This window comes from Mangrovimonas futianensis (assembly GCF_021245805.1).
Classification (GTDB): domain Bacteria; phylum Bacteroidota; class Bacteroidia; order Flavobacteriales; family Flavobacteriaceae; genus Mangrovimonas; species Mangrovimonas futianensis.
The window spans coordinates 267,298-285,360 of record NZ_JAJJNF010000006.1; the positions used below are offsets into that span (position 1 = coordinate 267,298).

17 protein-coding genes and 2 tRNA genes are annotated in these 18,063 nt (G+C 34.9%); 8 read left to right on the plus strand and 11 right to left on the minus strand.

Annotation, left to right across the window (positions count from 1 at the left end; all coding sequences use genetic code 11):
• Positions 1-2 precede the first annotated feature (2 nt).
• Positions 3-956 carry an AAA family ATPase gene (locus LOK78_RS12050; RefSeq protein WP_232394809.1) on the plus strand — a complete coding sequence of 318 codons (954 nt, stop codon included), beginning with the start codon at positions 3-5 and terminating at the stop codon, positions 954-956.
• Here the strand turns inward: LOK78_RS12050 and LOK78_RS12055 are convergent.
• Together LOK78_RS12055 and LOK78_RS12060 are read right to left on the minus strand one after the other, a co-directional pair.
• Positions 953-1,558, minus strand: coding sequence for an SCO family protein (locus LOK78_RS12055; protein ID WP_232635076.1), 606 nt, complete (start codon positions 1,556-1,558; stop codon positions 953-955). The genes LOK78_RS12050 and LOK78_RS12055 overlap by 4 nt on opposite strands.
• Positions 1,551-2,708 carry a hypothetical protein gene (locus tag LOK78_RS12060; RefSeq protein ID WP_232635077.1) on the minus strand — a complete coding sequence of 386 codons (1,158 nt, stop codon included), beginning with the start codon at positions 2,706-2,708 and terminating at the stop codon, positions 1,551-1,553. Before LOK78_RS12060 ends, LOK78_RS12055 begins: the two co-directional genes overlap by 8 nt.
• A gap of 36 nt (positions 2,709-2,744) precedes the next feature.
• Here LOK78_RS12060 and LOK78_RS12065 point away from each other — a divergent pair, with 36 nt between their 5' ends.
• The 6 genes from LOK78_RS12065 to LOK78_RS12090 all read left to right on the plus strand — a co-directional run bounded on the left by LOK78_RS12065 (position 2,745) and on the right by LOK78_RS12090 (position 11,794).
• A complete protein-coding gene (locus LOK78_RS12065) occupies positions 2,745-3,887 on the plus strand; it encodes an acyltransferase family protein (RefSeq protein ID WP_232635078.1) in 1,143 nt (380 codons plus the stop codon).
• A 250-nt stretch (positions 3,888-4,137) separates the two neighbouring features.
• A complete protein-coding gene (locus tag LOK78_RS12070; RefSeq protein WP_232635079.1) occupies positions 4,138-6,918 on the plus strand; it encodes a bifunctional aconitate hydratase 2/2-methylisocitrate dehydratase in 2,781 nt (926 codons plus the stop codon).
• Positions 6,919-7,092: 174 nt separating this feature from the next.
• Positions 7,093-9,357 (plus strand): aconitate hydratase, encoded by a 2,265-nt coding sequence (locus tag LOK78_RS12075; RefSeq protein WP_232635080.1) that lies wholly within the window; start codon positions 7,093-7,095, stop codon positions 9,355-9,357.
• A 108-nt stretch (positions 9,358-9,465) separates the two neighbouring features.
• On the plus strand, positions 9,466-10,146 hold the full coding sequence (locus LOK78_RS12080; protein ID WP_232635081.1) for a Crp/Fnr family transcriptional regulator: 681 nt from the start codon (positions 9,466-9,468) through the stop codon (positions 10,144-10,146).
• Positions 10,147-10,208: 62 nt separating this feature from the next.
• The gene (locus LOK78_RS12085) at positions 10,209-11,156 is read left to right on the plus strand and encodes a hypothetical protein (protein WP_232635082.1); all 948 of its coding nucleotides are present in this window, start codon (positions 10,209-10,211) and stop codon (positions 11,154-11,156) included.
• 74 nt (positions 11,157-11,230) lie between these two features.
• Positions 11,231-11,794 (plus strand): TlpA family protein disulfide reductase, encoded by a 564-nt coding sequence (locus LOK78_RS12090; protein ID WP_232635083.1) that lies wholly within the window; start codon positions 11,231-11,233, stop codon positions 11,792-11,794.
• Here the strand turns inward: LOK78_RS12090 and LOK78_RS12095 are convergent.
• From LOK78_RS12095 to LOK78_RS12125, 7 genes are all read right to left on the minus strand, one after another.
• Positions 11,768-12,469 carry a lycopene cyclase domain-containing protein gene (locus LOK78_RS12095; protein WP_232635084.1) on the minus strand — a complete coding sequence of 234 codons (702 nt, stop codon included), beginning with the start codon at positions 12,467-12,469 and terminating at the stop codon, positions 11,768-11,770. The two genes, LOK78_RS12090 and LOK78_RS12095, sit on opposite strands and share 27 nt — an antisense overlap.
• Positions 12,470-12,922 carry a sterol desaturase family protein gene (locus tag LOK78_RS12100; RefSeq protein WP_053971834.1) on the minus strand — a complete coding sequence of 151 codons (453 nt, stop codon included), beginning with the start codon at positions 12,920-12,922 and terminating at the stop codon, positions 12,470-12,472.
• Position 12,923: 1 nt separating this feature from the next.
• Complete coding sequence (locus LOK78_RS12105) at positions 12,924-13,763, minus strand: phytoene/squalene synthase family protein (protein ID WP_232635085.1); 840 nt, start codon at positions 13,761-13,763, stop codon at positions 12,924-12,926.
• Complete coding sequence (gene crtID / locus LOK78_RS12110; protein WP_166960705.1) at positions 13,747-15,228, minus strand: bifunctional phytoene desaturase/3,4-desaturase; 1,482 nt, start codon at positions 15,226-15,228, stop codon at positions 13,747-13,749. The genes LOK78_RS12105 and crtID overlap by 17 nt, the downstream gene beginning before the upstream one ends.
• A 44-nt stretch (positions 15,229-15,272) precedes the next feature.
• The gene (locus tag LOK78_RS12115) at positions 15,273-16,169 is read right to left on the minus strand and encodes a MerR family transcriptional regulator (protein WP_232635086.1); all 897 of its coding nucleotides are present in this window, start codon (positions 16,167-16,169) and stop codon (positions 15,273-15,275) included.
• 68 nt (positions 16,170-16,237) lie between these two features.
• Positions 16,238-16,322: transfer RNA gene (locus tag LOK78_RS12120), tRNA-Leu, on the minus strand.
• A 52-nt stretch (positions 16,323-16,374) separates the two neighbouring features.
• A tRNA-Lys gene (locus tag LOK78_RS12125) sits at positions 16,375-16,447 on the minus strand.
• Between the two features lie 129 nt (positions 16,448-16,576).
• Between LOK78_RS12125 and LOK78_RS12130 the strand changes: the two genes are divergently transcribed.
• The gene (locus LOK78_RS12130) at positions 16,577-17,095 is read left to right on the plus strand and encodes a shikimate kinase (protein WP_232635087.1); all 519 of its coding nucleotides are present in this window, start codon (positions 16,577-16,579) and stop codon (positions 17,093-17,095) included.
• Here LOK78_RS12130 and LOK78_RS12135 read toward each other — a convergent pair.
• Both LOK78_RS12135 and LOK78_RS12140 read right to left on the minus strand, forming a co-directional pair.
• Positions 17,087-17,590: a phosphoribosyltransferase domain-containing protein gene (locus LOK78_RS12135; RefSeq protein ID WP_232635088.1), complete on the minus strand. Its 504-nt coding sequence runs from the start codon at positions 17,588-17,590 to the stop codon at positions 17,087-17,089. The two genes, LOK78_RS12130 and LOK78_RS12135, sit on opposite strands and share 9 nt — an antisense overlap.
• Before the next feature lie 45 nt (positions 17,591-17,635).
• Positions 17,636-18,007, minus strand: coding sequence for an RNA-binding S4 domain-containing protein (locus tag LOK78_RS12140; RefSeq protein WP_232635089.1), 372 nt, complete (start codon positions 18,005-18,007; stop codon positions 17,636-17,638).
• Positions 18,008-18,063: the final 56 nt, after the last annotated feature.

The window sequence follows — 18,063 nt, forward strand, 5'->3', positions numbered from 1 at the left end:
ACATGTCAGACGTAGCCAAGGTAGAGCAACTTGTAAATAAATATAAAACTTTAAGATCTGAAATCGCTAAAGTGATTGTGGGTCAAGAAGAAGTAGTCAATCAAATATTAATTTCTATTTTTTCAGGAGGACACGCTCTTTTGATAGGAGTTCCTGGATTGGCAAAGACCTTAATGGTCAATACGATTGCTCAAGCACTTGGTTTGGATTTTAAACGAATTCAATTTACTCCAGACTTGATGCCTAGTGATATTCTAGGAAGTGAAATTTTGGATGAAGACCGTCATTTTAAATTTATTAAAGGTCCCATCTTTGCCAATATTATTCTAGCAGACGAGATTAACAGAACACCACCTAAGACTCAAGCTGCTTTGCTTGAGGCAATGCAAGAAAGGGCAGTCACGGTTGCGGGACATCATTATAAGTTAAGTTTACCTTATTTCGTTCTGGCAACACAAAACCCCATTGAGCAGGAGGGAACTTATCCACTACCAGAAGCTCAATTGGACAGGTTCATGTTTGCTATTAATTTAGATTATCCGAGCTTTCAAGAAGAAGTTGAAGTGGTTAAAGCTACAACTTCAGATAAAAAGGCTAGTGTAAATCCCTTGTTTACTGCTGAAGAAATTATTGATATTCAACATTTAATAAGACGTATTCCTGTAGCTGACAATGTTATAGAATATGCAGTTAAAATGGTGGGTAAAACGAGACCTAATACACCAACTGCTGCTGAAATGATTAAAGATTATGTAGATTGGGGTGCTGGTCCAAGAGCATCTCAAAATTTAATTTTAGCAGCCAAAACACATGCTGCGATTCATGGTAAGTTTTCTCCAGATATTGAAAATGTGCAGGCTGTTGCATATAGTATTCTGAGGCATCGTATTATCAAAAACTATAAAGCAGAGGCCGAAGGTATTTCTGAAGAACAAATTATTAAGAGTTTGTTTTAGTTTTCCTTTAAGAGTAATTCTATATCTTTTTTTAATCTTATTAACTCCTCTTCAATCAAGGAATTGTAGAAACCTCTAATTCTTTGGTTTTGATCTATAAGAGTTAGGTAGCTACTATGATAAAAATCCTCAATTTGATTATTGGTTTTGAAACTTGTCATTAAGGATTTAGCATGTGATTCAAGATTATCCCTATCAGAATTTAGAAATACCCATTGGTTTTTTTCTGTGTTTGTGTTTTTCCAATAGTCCAATAGCACTTTCGGTGTGTCATATTCAGGGTCGATAGTGTGAGAGATAATTATAAAGTCTGGATTTCCTTCAAATAGGTGGGCAAGGTCCATTAAATTTAATCTCATTGGAGGACAAATACTTGGGCATCTTGTGAAGAAGAAATTTTCAACTATCACTTTGTTTTCAACAGAACTATTTAAAAAAGGATTTCCGAATTGGTCAACAAAATTTTCATGGGATACTTGATAAAATTCCTTTTTTCCTTCCGAATTTATATTATAGCTTAAAACTGGCGGGTTTTGTGTATTTCTTGAATTACATGAGAAAAGAAGAAATACCAACAATACCAAAAGAAACGATTTAATCATTAGTCTGCATGGAGTTTGGGATTTTTATGGCCATATCTTTATCATACATAAAGGCAAAAACGCTAGCCATCATATCTTGAATTTTATTGCTGGTGTTATTGATATAAACTACAAGCTCATATTCGTGCTCTGGACTTAGCATATAACCTTCTTCACTTGTATAATAGGATACTTTATTAAGACCAATTTTGTCGATATGATTTTTGGCTAAAGAAGTGAAAATAGTCGAATCATTGGTTATATCCCTAAACTCTAACTTTTCAGCAAATGGATGTAAATGTGGAATCATGAAATGAAGTGTAGTACTGTCTTTAAGGTTTAGTTGATGAGTCACTTTGGATCTATAGATTCTCCTTCCGGTTGGTATAAACCAATGACCTGAAACGCTCTTTCCCTCATGATTCAAATAAACATGATTCTTTGTATCGACAGGTAAGCAAGAGTTTGAATTATACGAAATGGAATTGTAATCGATTTTGTTTGGCTCATTTTCATAAGGTAAAGCAATGAAAAGACTTTTACTAATCAATGGCTTCATACCTGATGAATGTTTAAGAAAGCCTAAATCTATTTTGTGCTTTAAGGAAAAAGTGGAGTTCTTTAAATTATGATTTAAGGTTTGGGTTGAAAGAAAAATGTTTTCGTCTGTAAATATAGGAAACCCGAATCCTTCAGGGAATTTATATTCTTCAATGCCACTACTCATCGAGGTTAGTCTAGGGTAGTATTTTCCAATACGGTCAAACAGCTCCCATTTTCCATAATGTTCACCATCATAATAATCTACATTGCTATGGCAAATATAGTCTCTAGGCAGCGAGTCTAATTCATTAATCCCAATCGCTGATATTTTGAATGAATTTAGCCAAACCAACTCACTTTTGTTTGGGTCTATTTGAAATGTTCCTAAAGCTTGAGGTCCTTCCATGGACTTATAAATATTATCAACTACAAAAGTTGGAGAAATAAAGGTCGTGGAAGAATCTGTATATCCAATATTCCAAGTATTATCCACTAGTTTAAGTTTGTGTAGAAGGGTTGTTTTTATAATAGCCCTATGCCTATTTGGTAGGTTCAAATAGTACAAACCAATGGCAATAATTCCTAAGGTTAAGAAAAGAATTAAATATTTTTTTAATTTGGTCTTCATGGTATCTAGTAACAAATTTAGAATAATTTAGTGCAATTGGATTATAGCAAAAGAATTTTCGGATTGGACCTTATGCGAGCTTTAGCTATTCTCTTGGTAGTTGTTGCTCATTTATTATGGATTTTTCCAAATAACAACGGTTTGATAGGAGATCTTATGAGACTTGGGGGAGTTCTTGGCGTTGAAATGTTTTTTGTTTTAAGTGGTTTTTTAATTGGTAGGATAGTCTATAAGTTGTATAAAAATGCCGATTTTAGTTTTAATGACCTTTTTTATTTCTGGATTAGAAGGTGGTTTAGAACCTTACCAAATTATTATTTAGCTCTTATCATTAATATTGGAGTTGTAATTTATTTGGGTAGATCATTACCCAATAAATTATGGTATTATTTCATTTTTATTCAGAATTTGGCTTGGGAGATGCCTTTGTTTTTTACTGAATCTTGGAGTTTGCCAATCGAAGAATTTGCATATATTTTAGGTCCATTTTTAATGTATGCGGTGCTATTATTTAAGATTGGTTTTGATAGAACAAAATGGTTTGCGATAATTACTGTGTTTATTTTAAGTTTTTTCTTGGTTACGAAAATTTGGTTCAATCAATTTGAGGCAATTTCGGATATGAATTTTTGGAATACCAATTTAAAGTCAGTTGTAATTTATCGTATGGATGCCATTTATTATGGTGTTTTAGGAGCATTAATGTCTAAAATTTATTCGGAGCAATGGTACAGATATCGTTTTCATTTAGCCGGTGTAGGCATATTAATTTTTCTTTCCATCAATGCTTTGATTCCTTTTGCTCACTTTTATATTGATAAAGAGCCCTTTTTCTGGAACGTACTCTACCTTCCAATCAATTCCATCATATTAAGCTTCATGCTACCCTTACTTAGTTCTTTGAACACAGCGCCCAAATTTATACGGAATCCCATAACCTTTCTAAGTGTTACTTCATACTCGATTTATTTGCTTCATTATTCTATTATTCTGCAGTTGATGAAGTATTTTATTCCAACAGATGAATTATCTACGTTTGATTTAGTTATTTATTCTATTGTGTATTTAAATATTACGTTTTTCTGTGCATTTTTTCTCTATAAATTTTTTGAAAAGCCCTTCATGGATCTAAGGGATAAAATTTATTTCAAGAAGTTTTTTAATCAATTTTCAAATTGACATAATCCACTCATTTTTTTAAATTTACTTAAACGTTTTCGTTGATTTTTTAAATTATCAATTTTATTGATAGAACTATGTGTTTTATATCATCTTCGTAGTAAAAAAAATGTTTTTTAATTCCTATTTTTGCCTGACTCAAAAACTAAATTAAAGGCTTTTTGCTAAGATTTATTAGAATCTGTAATCGTTTAACGAATTCAACATCTTTTATGTCTTAAAAAGCCAATAAATTATAATTTCTTTAAATATGAATATATACAGCGATTACATCAAGGAAATTGAACAAAGAAAGGTCCAAGGCCTTCACCCAAAACCAATTGATGGAGCCGATTTGTTAAGTGAGATTATTGATCAAATAAAAGATGTCAATAATCCAAACAGAGAAGATTCTCTAAACTTTTTTATTTATAATACGTTACCAGGTACGACAAGTGCAGCCGGTGTTAAGGCTAAATTTTTAAAGGAAATTATCCTAGGTGAATCGATTGTTGCAGAAATTACTCCTGCTTTTGCCTTCGAACAATTATCACACATGAAAGGTGGACCTTCAATTGAGGTTCTTTTGGACTTGGCATTAGGAGAAGATGAAACGATTGCAGAAGAAGCGGCTAAGGTGCTGAAAACACAAGTTTTCCTTTACGAAGCTGATACAGCTCGTCTAGAAGAAGCTTTTAAAGCAGGTAACAAAATTGCCAAAGATATATTAGAGAGCTATTCTCAAGCTGAGTTTTTCACAAAGCTTCCTGAAGTCGCTGAAGAAATCAAAGTTGTGACTTTTATCGCGGGTGTAGGAGATATTTCAACAGACCTGTTGTCTCCAGGAGCTGATGCCCATTCTAGATCAGATCGTGAGTTACACGGTCAATCCATTTTTGAGCACAACAAAGACATGCAAAAAGCGCTTTTAGATCTTAAAGCGCAACACCCAGATAAACGTGTCATGCTGATCGCAGAAAAAGGAACCATGGGTGTAGGATCTTCTAGAATGTCAGGTGTCAATAATGTAGCGTTATGGACCGGTATTGAATCTAGTCCTTATGTGCCTTTTATCAATATTGCTCCGGTAATTGCTGGTACAAATGGTATTTCACCAATATTCTTGACTACTGTTGGTGTAACAGGAGGTATAGGAATCGACCTTAAAAACTGGGTGAAACAAAAAGATGCTGAAGGAAATACGGTTGTTGACGACAATGGTGATCCAGTTTTAGAGCAAACCTATTCGGTCGAAACAGGAACAGTCCTTACTATTAATACCAAAGAGAAAAAATTGTACAACGGAGATCAGGAATTAATTGATATTTCTGCTTCTTTGACTCCACAAAAAGTTGAGTTTATCAAAGCTGGTGGATCCTATGCTGTGGTCTTTGGAAAGAAATTACAAACATTTGCAGCCAAGGTTTTAGGTGTTGATGTACCACAAGTGTATGCACCTTCCAAAGAAATTTCTGTTGAAGGACAAGGTTTAACAGCCGTAGAGAAAATCTTTAATAAAAATGCCGTTGGAACTACACCAGGTAAAACATTGCACGCTGGTTCTGATGTTCGTGTGGAAGTGAACATTGTAGGTTCTCAGGATACCACGGGATTGATGACTTCTCAAGAATTAGAGGCGATGGCGGCAACCACCATTTCTCCAATCGTTGATGGAGCTTATCAGTCTGGGTGTCACACAGCCTCTGTTTGGGACGATAAATCCAAAGCAAACATTCCTAAGTTGATGAAGTTCATGAATGACTTCGGATTAATTACTGGGCGTGATCCTAAAGGACACTACCATGCCATGACCGATGTGATTCATAAAGTACTAAACGATATTACAGTAAGTGATTGGGATATTATCATTGGTGGTGATTCTCATACACGTATGTCTAAGGGAGTTGCATTTGGTGCCGATTCCGGTACGGTTGCATTGGCTTTAGCTACAGGAGAGGCTACCATGCCAATTCCACAATCTGTAAAGGTGACCTTTAAAGGAAACATGAGAAGCTTTATGGATTTTCGCGATGTGGTACATGCTACGCAGCAACAAATGTTGAAGCAATTTGATGGTGAAAATGTATTCCAAGGTCGTGTTATTGAAGTACACATTGGAACGTTGACATCAGATCAAGCCTTCACATTTACCGACTGGACAGCAGAAATGAAGGCGAAAGCCTCTATCTGTATTTCAGAGGATGAAACCTTGATTGAATCTTTAGAAATTGCTAGAGACCGTATCCAAATCATGATTGAAAAAGGTATGGATAATGAAGGTCAAGTGCTTCAAGGTTTAGTTGACAAAGCAAATACAAGAATTCAAGAAGTTAAAACAGGAATCAAACGAGCTTTAAGACCTGATGCCAATGCGAATTATTATGCAGAGGTTGTTATTGACTTAGATGAAATTGCTGAACCAATGATTGCTGACCCAGATGTTAACAATGAGGATGTTTCTAAGCGTTATACACATGATACCATTCGTCCGTTATCTTATTACGGCGGAACTAAAAAAGTCGATTTAGGATTCGTAGGATCTTGTATGGTTCACAAAGGAGATATGAAGATTTTAGCACAAATGCTAAAAAACATCGAAGCGCAACAAGGTAAAGTAGAATTCCAAGCACCTTTAGTAGTAGCACCTCCAACCTATAATATTGTTGATGAGTTAAAAGCAGAAGGAGATTGGGAAGTATTACAAAAATACTCTGGATTTGAGTTTGATGATAATGCTCCAAAAGGTTTGGCTCGTACCAAGTATGAAAACATGCTTTACTTGGAGCGTCCTGGATGTAACTTGTGTATGGGTAACCAAGAGAAGGCGGAGCCGGGAGATACCGTTATGGCGACATCAACACGTTTATTCCAAGGAAGAGTTGTTAAAGATTCTGGTGAGAAAAAAGGTGAATCATTGTTGTCTTCAACGCCTGTGGTTGTATTGTCTACTATTTTGGGTAGAACGCCAACCATGGAAGAGTATGAAAAAGCTGTGGATGGCATAGTTTTAACCAAGTTTAAGCCATCTCAAAAGAAATTGGTTTTAGCATAACTTATTTCAATTACCATATTTAAAGCCTGAGTTTGTACTCAGGCTTTTTTTTGTGACTCATTTTAGGCTTTTTTTAAGAAAACCCAGTTCATTAATGTTTTACAATGCCTCACTTATTTTGTATCTTGTGGAAACTTAAAAATGAACTAAATTTTCAACCTTTAAACAAGATTTATGGCTTTTGATATTGATATGATCAAAAAGGTTTATGAAAACTTTCCAAAGCGTGTGGATAAAGCACGTGAGGTAGTGGGTAAACCGTTAACACTTTCCGAAAAGATTTTATATGCCCACCTTTGGGATGGGGAACCAAATACTGCTTTTAAAAGAGGTAAGGACTACGTTGATTTTGCGCCTGACAGGATTGCTTGTCAAGATGCAACAGCACAAATGGCTTTATTGCAATTTATGCAAGCAGGAAAAGACAAAGTTGCAGTTCCAACTACGGTTCACTGTGACCACTTGATCCAAGCGAAGCAAGGGGCAGCGGTAGATTTGAAGCGTGCTAATGAAACAAGTAGCGAAGTGTTTGATTTTTTGGCTTCGGTATCGAATAAGTACGGAATTGGGTTTTGGAAGCCAGGAGCAGGAATTATCCATCAGGTTGTATTAGAAAATTACGCTTTTCCAGGAGGAATGATGATTGGAACAGATTCACATACTGTAAATGCTGGAGGATTAGGAATGGTTGCAATTGGTGTTGGTGGGGCCGATGCTGTAGATGTGATGGCTGGAATGGCTTGGGAGCTTAAGTTTCCAAAGCTTATTGGAGTGAAGTTGACTGGAAATATTTCAGGATGGACAGCACCAAAGGATGTCATTTTAAAAGTGGCAGAAATCCTTACAGTTAAAGGTGGTACTGGAGCTATAGTGGAATACTTTGGTCCAGGAGCTAAAAATCTTTCTTGTACAGGTAAAGGAACCATTTGTAATATGGGTGCTGAAATAGGGGCAACTACTTCTACTTTTGGGTATGATGAATCCATGGAGCGTTATTTACGCGCCACAGACCGTTCTGATGTTGCTGATGAAGCCAATAAAATAAAGGAATATTTAACTGCTGATGATGAAGTTTATGAAAATCCAGAGCAGTACTTCGATCAATTGATTGAAATAGACTTGTCAACATTAATGCCTCATCTTAATGGCCCTTTTACTCCAGATTTAGCTACGGAAGTTGGTACGATGACCGAAAAGGCAAAATCTAATGATTGGCCACTGGCAGTAGAGTGGGGATTAATAGGATCTTGTACAAATTCTTCTTACGAAGACTTATCAAGAGCCTCTTCGATTGCGCAACAAGCCTTGGATAAAAAATTGAAAACAAAAGCTGAATTCGGAATTAATCCAGGTTCAGAACAAGTAAGATATACTACCGAACGAGATGGCATTCTTGATATATTTGAGAAATTAGATGCTACAATATTTACCAATGCTTGTGGACCTTGTATTGGTCAATGGGCTCGTTATGAAGACCCTAAAAATGCCCCTAAAAATAGTATTGTCCATTCTTTTAATAGAAACTTTGCAAAAAGAGCAGATGGAAATCCAAATACCCATGCTTTTGTTGCTTCTCCCGAAATGACGGCGGCTATAGCTATTGCAGGTCGCTTGGATTTTAATCCAATGACTGATAAATTAATTAATGAAGATGGGGAAGAAGTTATGTTGGATGAACCAACTGGATGGGAATTACCTCCAAAAGGTTTTGAGGTTAAAGAAAATGGTTATGTGGACCCCGTTGAAGATGGAAGTGATGTGGAAGTCATCGTTGCTCCAGATTCCGAAAGGTTGGAATTGTTAACGCCGTTTGAACCTATTGGAGACGAAATTAAAGGAGCTAAACTTTTGATTAAGGCATTTGGAAAATGTACTACGGACCATATATCAATGGCTGGCCCATGGTTGCGTTTTAGAGGTCATTTGGATAACATTTCAAACAACTGTTTAATTGGAGCTGTTAATGCTTACAACAAGCAAACCAACATGGTGAAAAATCAATTGACAGGAGAATTTGGAGGTGTTCCTGATACACAAAGAGATTATAAAGCCAAGGGAATAAAAACGATAGTAGTTGGAGACCATAATTACGGTGAAGGATCTTCCCGTGAACATGCAGCCATGGAACCTAGACATCTAGGTGTAGCCGCAGTTTTAGTGAAATCTTTTGCTCGTATTCATGAGACTAATTTGAAAAAACAAGGTATGTTGGCTTTAACCTTTGATAATGAAGCCGATTATGATTTAATTCAAGAGGATGATACCTTCAACTTTTTGGATTTGAATGAATTTGCACCTGACAAACCATTAAATATCGAAGTGGTTCATACTGATGGTAGTAAAGATGTTATTAAAACAAATCATTCTTATAATGATGCGCAAATTGCTTGGTATAAAGCAGGATCAGCATTGAATTTGATAGCGAAACAAAACGCTTAACCTTTTTTAAAGAAAGATGAAAACTCCTGATAGCCTCAGGAGTTTTTTATTTTATGAGTAAGCTTTTATTATAGAATTCGACAGAATTTTAAACTAACATTTTAACTCATGAATTCGATTTGGTGCTTCGAAGATGTCAATCTTTTCAAATTGTTATGCCCTCATAAATACAAAAACTTCAAAAAGGACCATCAAATTAATCATTATAATAAAAGGGATTTTATTTATTTCGAAGAAGATCATTCCAATAAAGTATATCTCATTGAAAAAGGAAAGGTTAAAATTGGTTACTATACTGAGGATGGCCAAGAAATAACCAAAGCTATTTTAAGCACGGGGGAGTTATTTGGAGAGAAAGCCATTTTGGGTGAAGATAAAAGGAATGAATTTGCCCAGTCCATTGAAAATGACACAACGCTTTGCCCAGTGGGTGTAGATACCATGTATGGATTGATGAGGGATAATAAAACCTTTAGTTTTAGGGTGTATAAATTAATTGGCCTTCGGTTTAAAAAGGTAGAACGTAGACTGCAATTGTTATTGTTTAAAGATGCAAGAACCAGATTGCTGGAGTTTTTGGAAGAATTGTGTGATGAATTTGGTTATGATTGTAAGGGAACTGGAAATCGAATTATAAAGCACCCTTACACCCAAAAAGATATGGCTTCATTAATTGGAATTTCAAGGCCAACTCTCAATATTCTAATGAATGAATTAAAAGAGGAACATCTTATCGATTTTAATAGAAAGGAAATAAGAATGTATAAAAAAATCACGAGTGTTAGATAGCTAACATTTTTTTTCTTTTTCATTGAATAGCTTTGATTAATTATTAAAAAAATCTAGTTATCATGAGAAAGAGAATATTTTTTTTAGCACTATTGTTTGTTTCATTTTTAGCTTGTAACAACGATGATGACAACATGAGCGTGGTGCCTTCAGTTGAAACACCTTTAGATCCTGCTACAGCTCCTAGAGTAAGTATTGATAGGTTTAGTATGGATGCGGGAACTTTAATGGTTAGGACTGCTAGTAATGGTCTTCCAGAGGCTAATGAGCCCATTAATTTTGACATGGGCGAACCTTTTTTAACCCAGGGATTGGCACCAAATGGAAACTTGGTAAGGTATTATAATTTTGATGTACAAAGTACTGTTTCAGCACCCATTTATTTGTTTTTTGATTCCGAAGGAAATCCAGTAGAAGGTCAGATTAATATAATTGATGTAGTACCAGGTGATCCAGGATATAATGACTTTTGGCAAGTAAATAGGGTGACCGTTTCAGATTCCTATGTTGCCAATACCATTACCAATGAGGCAGACCTATTGGCTTCAGATTTTAATATTGAAATGACTTCAATCATTGTTAATTGTCCCGTGGTTCCAGAGGGATCAACTGCTACTATGCGGGTTAATAGCGAGGATGACTCCCTTCATATGGGATGGTATAAAGACCAAGTTGTTTTTTACTTTTCGTTTTTTGAAAAAATATTGGATGGAGGAACGTCTAATATGGTTCCTTTGTCGCCTATTTTTGTCAGCTTTAATGTTAATCCAGATCCTAATAATTCAGAAAGCGGTCCTGCCTCAGGATTCTTGACAGAAATGGGGACCAGCCAAACTCACAATGTGATTGCCTCTGTACCGCAAGACGATTTTTATTCACCACTATGGAGTGTCAATGTTTATGATAACGCCGATTTTGAAAATGTAGGTGATCTAGCTTCAGCAGGAATGGCTACTATTTTGGCTACCGGTGTGGCTACCGTGAATTGTCCTGTTGTTTTCATGGAATAAAACTCCAAAAAATGGGTTTTTGTTAGTTGAAAAGCATATTTTCATAGAATGGAAATATGCTTTTTTTGATTGCCATGAACAAAAAGAAATTAGGAAATATTTTATTCTGGGTATTTTTAGTGTTACTGATAATCCCTCAGTCCCGAAAAACAATTCAAATAGGTTTAAATAAGGCGTTGGGTATTTTTTCTCCAAGCCAGATTAATGAAAAGGACCAAGTTATAATCAATGATTTTAATTGGAAGTTAATCGATGAAAACCGAGTAACGGTTAATTTGGAAGCTTTTAAGGGAAAAGTGATAATCATGAACTTTTGGGCTACTTGGTGTCCGCCTTGTATAGCCGAAATGTCAGATTTGCAAGAGTTGTTTGATACTTTTGATGCCGAAAAAGAAATCAGCTTTTTATTTGTGACTTCTGATCCGTTTACGAAAACTACAGCATTCAAGGAAAAAGAGGGTTTTACCTTCCCAGTTTTTAGGCCATTGGAAACTTATCCAAAGGAATTAGAGCATACAACCATTCCTCAAACTTTTATAATTGATAAATCGGGTAAAATTGTTGTAGATAAAAACGGAGTTGCTAATTGGAGTAGCGAAAAAACAATCCAATTAATCAATGACCTGCTTTCCAAATAAACGCTTGTAAACTTCCATAAAAAAAAGATTGCTCAAAATAAGACTGAATGCATAGATGCTATCCTCGATAGGGATCGTCCATAGTCTGACACCTAGATTTTCGAGATTGTTGTACCAAACCACCTCGTCTTCTATTAAACTACCAGTCAAAATACCATTGATTATAAAAAATGGGATCAACATCACCATAAACGTCCAAAAATAGGTGTTAAGGATCTTAGGAAACCATTTAATTGTAACCAAAAGAAGAAGAATGGCAAAAACATTATTGACAAGTGTGTACCATTTGTCATAATACATGAAACAAAGAATAATTAAAAAGGTCAAAAGAAATCCCGTTATCACTTTTACTTGTTTAGTTTCCAATTTTAGTTTTGGAAATAAGATCATCAAAGAGTGATGCATGAAAACACAGGCATAGGGAATACAAATAAAAAATAACCATTCTTCTATAGGAATGGAGAGTAAAGGTACATTTAAGAAGTAGGAAGAATTGAACCCCCAGATTTCATTTTGGGTAAATAGGATATCCCACGGAATATAAAGTACCATGGAGCAAAAAATACCAAAAAATAGGGGTTTCCATTGTTTTGTAAAAGCAAGCCTTGGATGAAAACTAAACAAAAAAGGAATAGAGAGGGATCCTAAATCCAGAAGAAGATATAGGTAATTCATCTATTTGACTTTGAAGTATTTTAAAGGTACGAAGAGCATGCCAAAGCATTCGCCATCGTTTTTACCTAAATGTTTGTGGTGCATTTTATGGGCTCGCCTGATGCCTTTAGCATACCTGTTGTTGGCATTTCTAAAAATCTTAAATCGCTGATGAATAAAAATATCATGCACTAAAAAATAGGTACATCCATAACAAAAAATTCCTAATGCTATGGGCAAGCAAAACCAAATGTCTTCATATTTCCATAGGCAGAAGCATACTATACTGACTAAGGCATAAAAAATAAAAAAGGCATCATTTCTTTCAAACCAACTGTCGTGATCTTTTCTGTGGTGGTCTTTATGAAGATGCCACAAGAACCCATGCATAATGTACTTATGTGTAAACCATGCCATAAATTCCATGAAGCAAAAACTTCCTACAAAGACTAAAATCCAATATACTATTTCCATGTTACATTAAATTTAGTTGATATTTAACATAACTACGAGTAAGTAACTCGATTTTTTTGTGGTTTGGAACACGAATTCTAGCAGATTTAATTTGAAGTGCAGGTGTTTTCTTTAGTTTTTTAAGTAATTGGCTGTAATATCTATAGGCCATAAAAACACCAAATCGAGCCTCCATAGGTAGTTGTTTAATACCAATAAGCGCTTTTCTAAAGTCTTCTTCAATGTCCTCAATGATTTCCTTTTTATCAGTTTCAGAAAGGTTGTTGAAATCGGCATTTGGAAAATAGGATCTTTCAAGATCTTCAAAATCGGCTTTTAGATCCCTCAGGAAGTTGACTTTTTGAAATGCAGATCCTAGACTCATGGCACTATCTTTTAAAGAATCATACTTTTCTTGATTCCCTTTAACAAACACTTTTAGGCACATGAGACCTACTACATCTGCAGAACCGTAAATGTAATTTTTAAACTCTTCAGGAGTTTCATAATTCGATTTGTGCAAATCTAGTTTCATGCTATGCATAAACGCATCAACCAAATGTCGGTCCAAACCATATTTATGATAGGTCTCTTGAAATGCATTTAAGATAGGATTTAAGCTAATCCTATTTTGAAGGGCTAAATCCAAATCTTTTTCAAACCAATGAAATAGAAAATGTTTGTTGTAATCATGAAATGAATCTACAATTTCATCAGCGAATCTTACAAATCCATAGATGTTGTAAATGTCTTGTCTAATAGATTTGGACAATAGCTTAGTAGCCATTGAAAAAGACGTGCTGTAAGTAAGTGTTGTAATTTTACTGCATTGATGTGAAACTTGATCAAATAGTGCTTTCATAATTAATAGGATGGTATTTATTGATAAGGTTTGCTACCAGTTTCCCAGAGATTAAAGAGGGTGGAACCCCTGGTCCAGGAACTGTAAGTTGTCCAGTAAAATAGAGATTACTTATTTTTTTACTTTTCAATTTAGGTCTTAAGAAAGCTGTTTGGAGAAGGGTATTGGCCAGCCCGTAAGCATTTCCTTTATATGAATTGTAGTCTTCTATAAAATCTTTTACACAGTAAGATTTTTTGAATAAAATATGCTTTTTGATATTTTGATCGGTCAAGCTTTCAAATCGCTCTACTATTTTCTCGAAATATTCATTTCTGAGTTCCGGAGTGTCTTCTAAACCTGGAGCTAGTGGTATTAAAAATATGCCAGCTTCTTGACCTTCTGGAGCTAATAAACTATCGGTTTGTGATGGGAAACTAGCATAAAATAGAGGCTTTTCAGGCCATTGAGGTTCATCATAAATGGCTTTGGCGTGAATATCAAAATCAGTGTCAAAGAAAAGCGTATGGTGATTAACGTTTTTTAATTTTTTATCAAACCCGACATAGAATAAAAGGGAGGAGGGAGCAAACGTTTTTTGGTCCCAGTATGATTCCGAATATTGTCTGTGGGATTTACTCAGAAGGTTTTCTGTATGGTGATAATCTGCGCCACTGACCACGATATCACTTTTATAGAAGGTTTGCCCACTTTTAACTCCCGTGGTCTTTCCATTTTGAACCGTAATTTCAGCCACTGGAGAATTGGTGATGATCTGTACACCTAATTCTTCAGCTAACCTTTTGATGGCATTAACAACTTCAAACATGCCTCCTTTCGGGTGAAAGGTCCCAAGGCCAAAATCAGCATAATTCATAAAACTGTAAAAGGAAGGTGTTTTACTGGGTTTGGCTCCAAGAAATAATACCGGAAACTCTAGTACCTGAATCAATTTTTTATTTTTGAATGTCTTACGCACATCCATAGAAATGGTGCTAAAAAATTGATTGAGTTTTTTGAATGTATCCCAAGTAATTAATTCGGAAGGAGATTCCCCAGGCCTGTAAACTAAATCTTTGATTGCTATATTGTAATTGTCCTTGGCTTGATGGATAAACTGTTTTAGTTTAATCGAACTTCCTGATTCTATTTCTTCAAATGCGATGCAGATATCATCCAAGTTATCTCCAATGGTTATTAGGTCATTATTACCAAAATAGACCGAATAGGCGGGATTCAATTTTTCCAATTGGTAGTAATCTGATGGAGATTTACCGAAATCCTTAAAGAATCTTTCAAAAACATCGGGCATCCAGTACCAAGTGGGGCCCATATCAAAAGTGAACCCTTGATGTTTATATTGTCTGGCCCTTCCTCCAATAGAGGAATTTTTTTCAAGGATGGTCACTTTATCACCCCGCTTTGCCAAGTAGCACGCAGCAGCTAAAGAAGAAAATCCGGACCCTATGATAGTTATAGTATTCATTCTGTTTAACAAATATAGTAAAAAGCTAAACAATAATACTAATACTACATAGCTTTAACTAAATTTTGGATGGATTCATAGGTTTTAATGGTCTTGGGAAGCGTTTTTAGATCGATACAATCGGTTTGCCTACCCAATATGTGTAAATGATGATTTGAATTGTCTAGCAACTCTGTATGAAATTCGGCCAAATAGCTATCTATATTCTCACAGGTAGGATTAACCGTGAAATATGTTATGAATTCGATATAATCATAGTTTTTCACCAAATCTTTTAAACTGTTAAGTGGCACACTGCCTCCTAAATAAATGGTTTGAAATCCTTCCTTTGTTAATTGGTAGTTTACATACTGAAGACCTAGTTCATGAATTTCATAATCTGGTAGGAATAGTGCGTATACTTTTTCATTTTTTGAAACATCAGCCGATTGATATTTCTCAGTATTGACCAAAATTTTCTGTTTAATCAATTCTGAGATAAAATGCTCTTGGGCGGGTGTAATGGTTTTTGTTTGCCATAAAAACCCAATTTCTTCTAAAAGAGGCATAAAAACCTCATGGAATATTTCTGAAAAGGACTTTTCTGTTTCTAATTTTTTATATGTATTTATAAAAAGAGCTTTATCAAAATTGATGGTTGCTATTTTAAAAATGTTCAGAATATGGTCTTCATTTGAAGATATAGTGAGCAATTTAGCTTTATCTAGGATTTCTTGATTGCTTAGTTGAGATATTTTAGAAATCTTATAGCCATTATTATATAAAGCCGTCACATTTAATAGTTTCTGAAGGCTGTCAATACTATATGTTCTAATATTAGTCTCAGTGCGGTTTGGTTCAAAAAGGTTATAGCGTTTTTCCCAAATTCTTATGGTGTGCGCTTTGATCCCAGAAAGGTGCTCTAGGTCCTTAATACTGAACTCATTTTTAATATTGTTCATTTTTTCAAATAAAATATTAAACAAAAATAAACAAAAAGATGGATAAAATGAAGTAGCTTGGGAAAAAGTGCGCACGAGAAGACTCGAACTTCCACGATCTAAGCGATCATTAGGCCCTCAACCTAACGCGTCTACCAATTCCGCCACGTGCGCATGAAGTATTCAAAAATAAAAAAAGTTAAGCATATGCTTAACTTTTTTTTTGTGACCTGGCTGGGGCTCGAACCCAGGACCCTAACATTAAAAGTGTTATGCTCTACCAGCTGAGCTACCAGGTCAAACGTTTCCTTGTTTGCGGGTGCAAATATAAAAGCTTTAATTGATTTTACAAACCCTTTTCAAGATATTTTTTTCTTTTTTTCTTTTGTTTCTTTGTGACGGAATTTGAAATACAGAGAAGGAACTTCATGAAGATTATTTTAATGGGCTATATGGCCTCTGGAAAATCATTAATTGGCAGACAGTTAGCAAAAGATTTGTCTGTGGCTTTTATAGATCTTGATCATTACATCGAGCAAAAAGAAGCGAAAAGTATAGGTGAAATTTTTTCTGAAAAAGGTGAAATTTATTTTAGAAAAAGGGAGCATTTCTATTTAAAAGAGCTTTTAGAGGGGTCAGAAAAGTTTGTTCTTTCCTTAGGGGGAGGTACTCCCTGTTTCTCAAATAATGCAGAATTATTATTTGATAAAGACCATTTAAATTCCTTTTTTCTCAATGTTCCGCTATCGGAATTACTTCAAAGGTTGATGAAAGAAAAATCCCAACGACCTTTAATTTCTCATATTCATGGCGAAGAGGAGATGGCTGAATTTATAGGAAAGCATTTATTTGAGCGTTTGCCTTTTTATAATAGGGCAGACCACAAAATAAATGCAAATCAAAATGTAGATAAGGTGATAGAAGATATCGTTGTCAAGTTATTCTAAATAAGCTTCTGCTTTTCCCGTAGTCAAATTAACATGGATGTGTTCATGTAAGGAAGTAGAAAGGGAAATTCCTTTGAAATCTGCCTTAACAGGATATTTTTTATGATTTCTATTGACCAATACAGCGGTCTTAAACTGTTTTAAAGGTACATCAAGAAAATGTTTCACCCCATAAATTAAAGTAGTTCCTGAATTAAGGACATCATCTATCAAGACAATCGATTTGTTTTTGTAGTCTTCTGACTTGATGGAAGTCTCTATGGGATTTAAGGGGTTCTTTTTATCTATAATTACTCTACAGAGAACTGGCTTAATATCTGAAATATTTTCAAGAATGGTTTTAAGCTCATTCGCTAATTGATACCCATTTTGGTCTATACCGGCAAGGATAACTTCCGTTTCATTCACATTGCTCTCATAGATTTGATAAGCAATGCGTCTTATTTTATTTGTGATTTCTTGATGGTTAAGTATGATATTTTTCTCTGTGGTCATCCTTTCAAAAAGTTTTATCAAATATAAGCATTGGTTGTTCAAGTTTTATTCAGTTTCATCATAAAAATCATCGATATCTCTTCGGTCTTTTTTAGTCGGTCTCCCAGTACCTTTTTTTCTGTAATAATCCTGCGAATATTTGAGGAGTTCTTGAGCTTCAAATTCAGATTTTGGAGTCGTGTCTGTACGGTAAATGTCAACCAATTTAGCTCCTACTCGGTTTGGAGGAATATCATTTATGGTTAAACTGTAATTAATCTGCTCTTTTCTAAGTAGAATTTTATCTGTAGGAAATACATCTCTACTGGGTTTGGCAACATCCCCGTTAATCTTTACATGGCCTTTTTTACAGGCAGTCGTGGCTAAACTTCTTGTTTTGTAATATCTCACACACCATAGATACTTGTCAATCCGCATAAAACTTATAAATCTACGTTAATATTTTAAGACAAAATTATTAATAAATTGTATCT

Coding starts and splice junctions, on each gene's coding strand:
- LOK78_RS12050 (WP_232394809.1), top strand. CDS start 3: ATGTCAGACGTAGCCAAGGTAGAGCAACTTGTAAATAAATATAAAACT.
- LOK78_RS12055 (WP_232635076.1), bottom strand. CDS start 1,558: ATGATTAAATCGTTTCTTTTGGTATTGTTGGTATTTCTTCTTTTCTCA.
- LOK78_RS12060 (WP_232635077.1), bottom strand. CDS start 2,708: ATGAAGACCAAATTAAAAAAATATTTAATTCTTTTCTTAACCTTAGGA.
- LOK78_RS12070 (WP_232635079.1), top strand. CDS start 4,138: ATGAATATATACAGCGATTACATCAAGGAAATTGAACAAAGAAAGGTC.
- LOK78_RS12075 (WP_232635080.1), top strand. CDS start 7,093: ATGGCTTTTGATATTGATATGATCAAAAAGGTTTATGAAAACTTTCCA.
- LOK78_RS12080 (WP_232635081.1), top strand. CDS start 9,466: ATGAATTCGATTTGGTGCTTCGAAGATGTCAATCTTTTCAAATTGTTA.
- LOK78_RS12085 (WP_232635082.1), top strand. CDS start 10,209: ATGAGAAAGAGAATATTTTTTTTAGCACTATTGTTTGTTTCATTTTTA.
- LOK78_RS12090 (WP_232635083.1), top strand. CDS start 11,231: ATGAACAAAAAGAAATTAGGAAATATTTTATTCTGGGTATTTTTAGTG.
- LOK78_RS12095 (WP_232635084.1), bottom strand. CDS start 12,469: ATGAATTACCTATATCTTCTTCTGGATTTAGGATCCCTCTCTATTCCT.
- LOK78_RS12100 (WP_053971834.1), bottom strand. CDS start 12,922: ATGGAAATAGTATATTGGATTTTAGTCTTTGTAGGAAGTTTTTGCTTC.
- LOK78_RS12105 (WP_232635085.1), bottom strand. CDS start 13,763: ATGAAAGCACTATTTGATCAAGTTTCACATCAATGCAGTAAAATTACA.
- crtID (WP_166960705.1), bottom strand. CDS start 15,228: ATGAATACTATAACTATCATAGGGTCCGGATTTTCTTCTTTAGCTGCT.
- LOK78_RS12115 (WP_232635086.1), bottom strand. CDS start 16,169: ATGAACAATATTAAAAATGAGTTCAGTATTAAGGACCTAGAGCACCTT.
- LOK78_RS12130 (WP_232635087.1), top strand. CDS start 16,577: ATGAAGATTATTTTAATGGGCTATATGGCCTCTGGAAAATCATTAATT.
- LOK78_RS12135 (WP_232635088.1), bottom strand. CDS start 17,590: ATGACCACAGAGAAAAATATCATACTTAACCATCAAGAAATCACAAAT.
- LOK78_RS12140 (WP_232635089.1), bottom strand. CDS start 18,007: ATGCGGATTGACAAGTATCTATGGTGTGTGAGATATTACAAAACAAGA.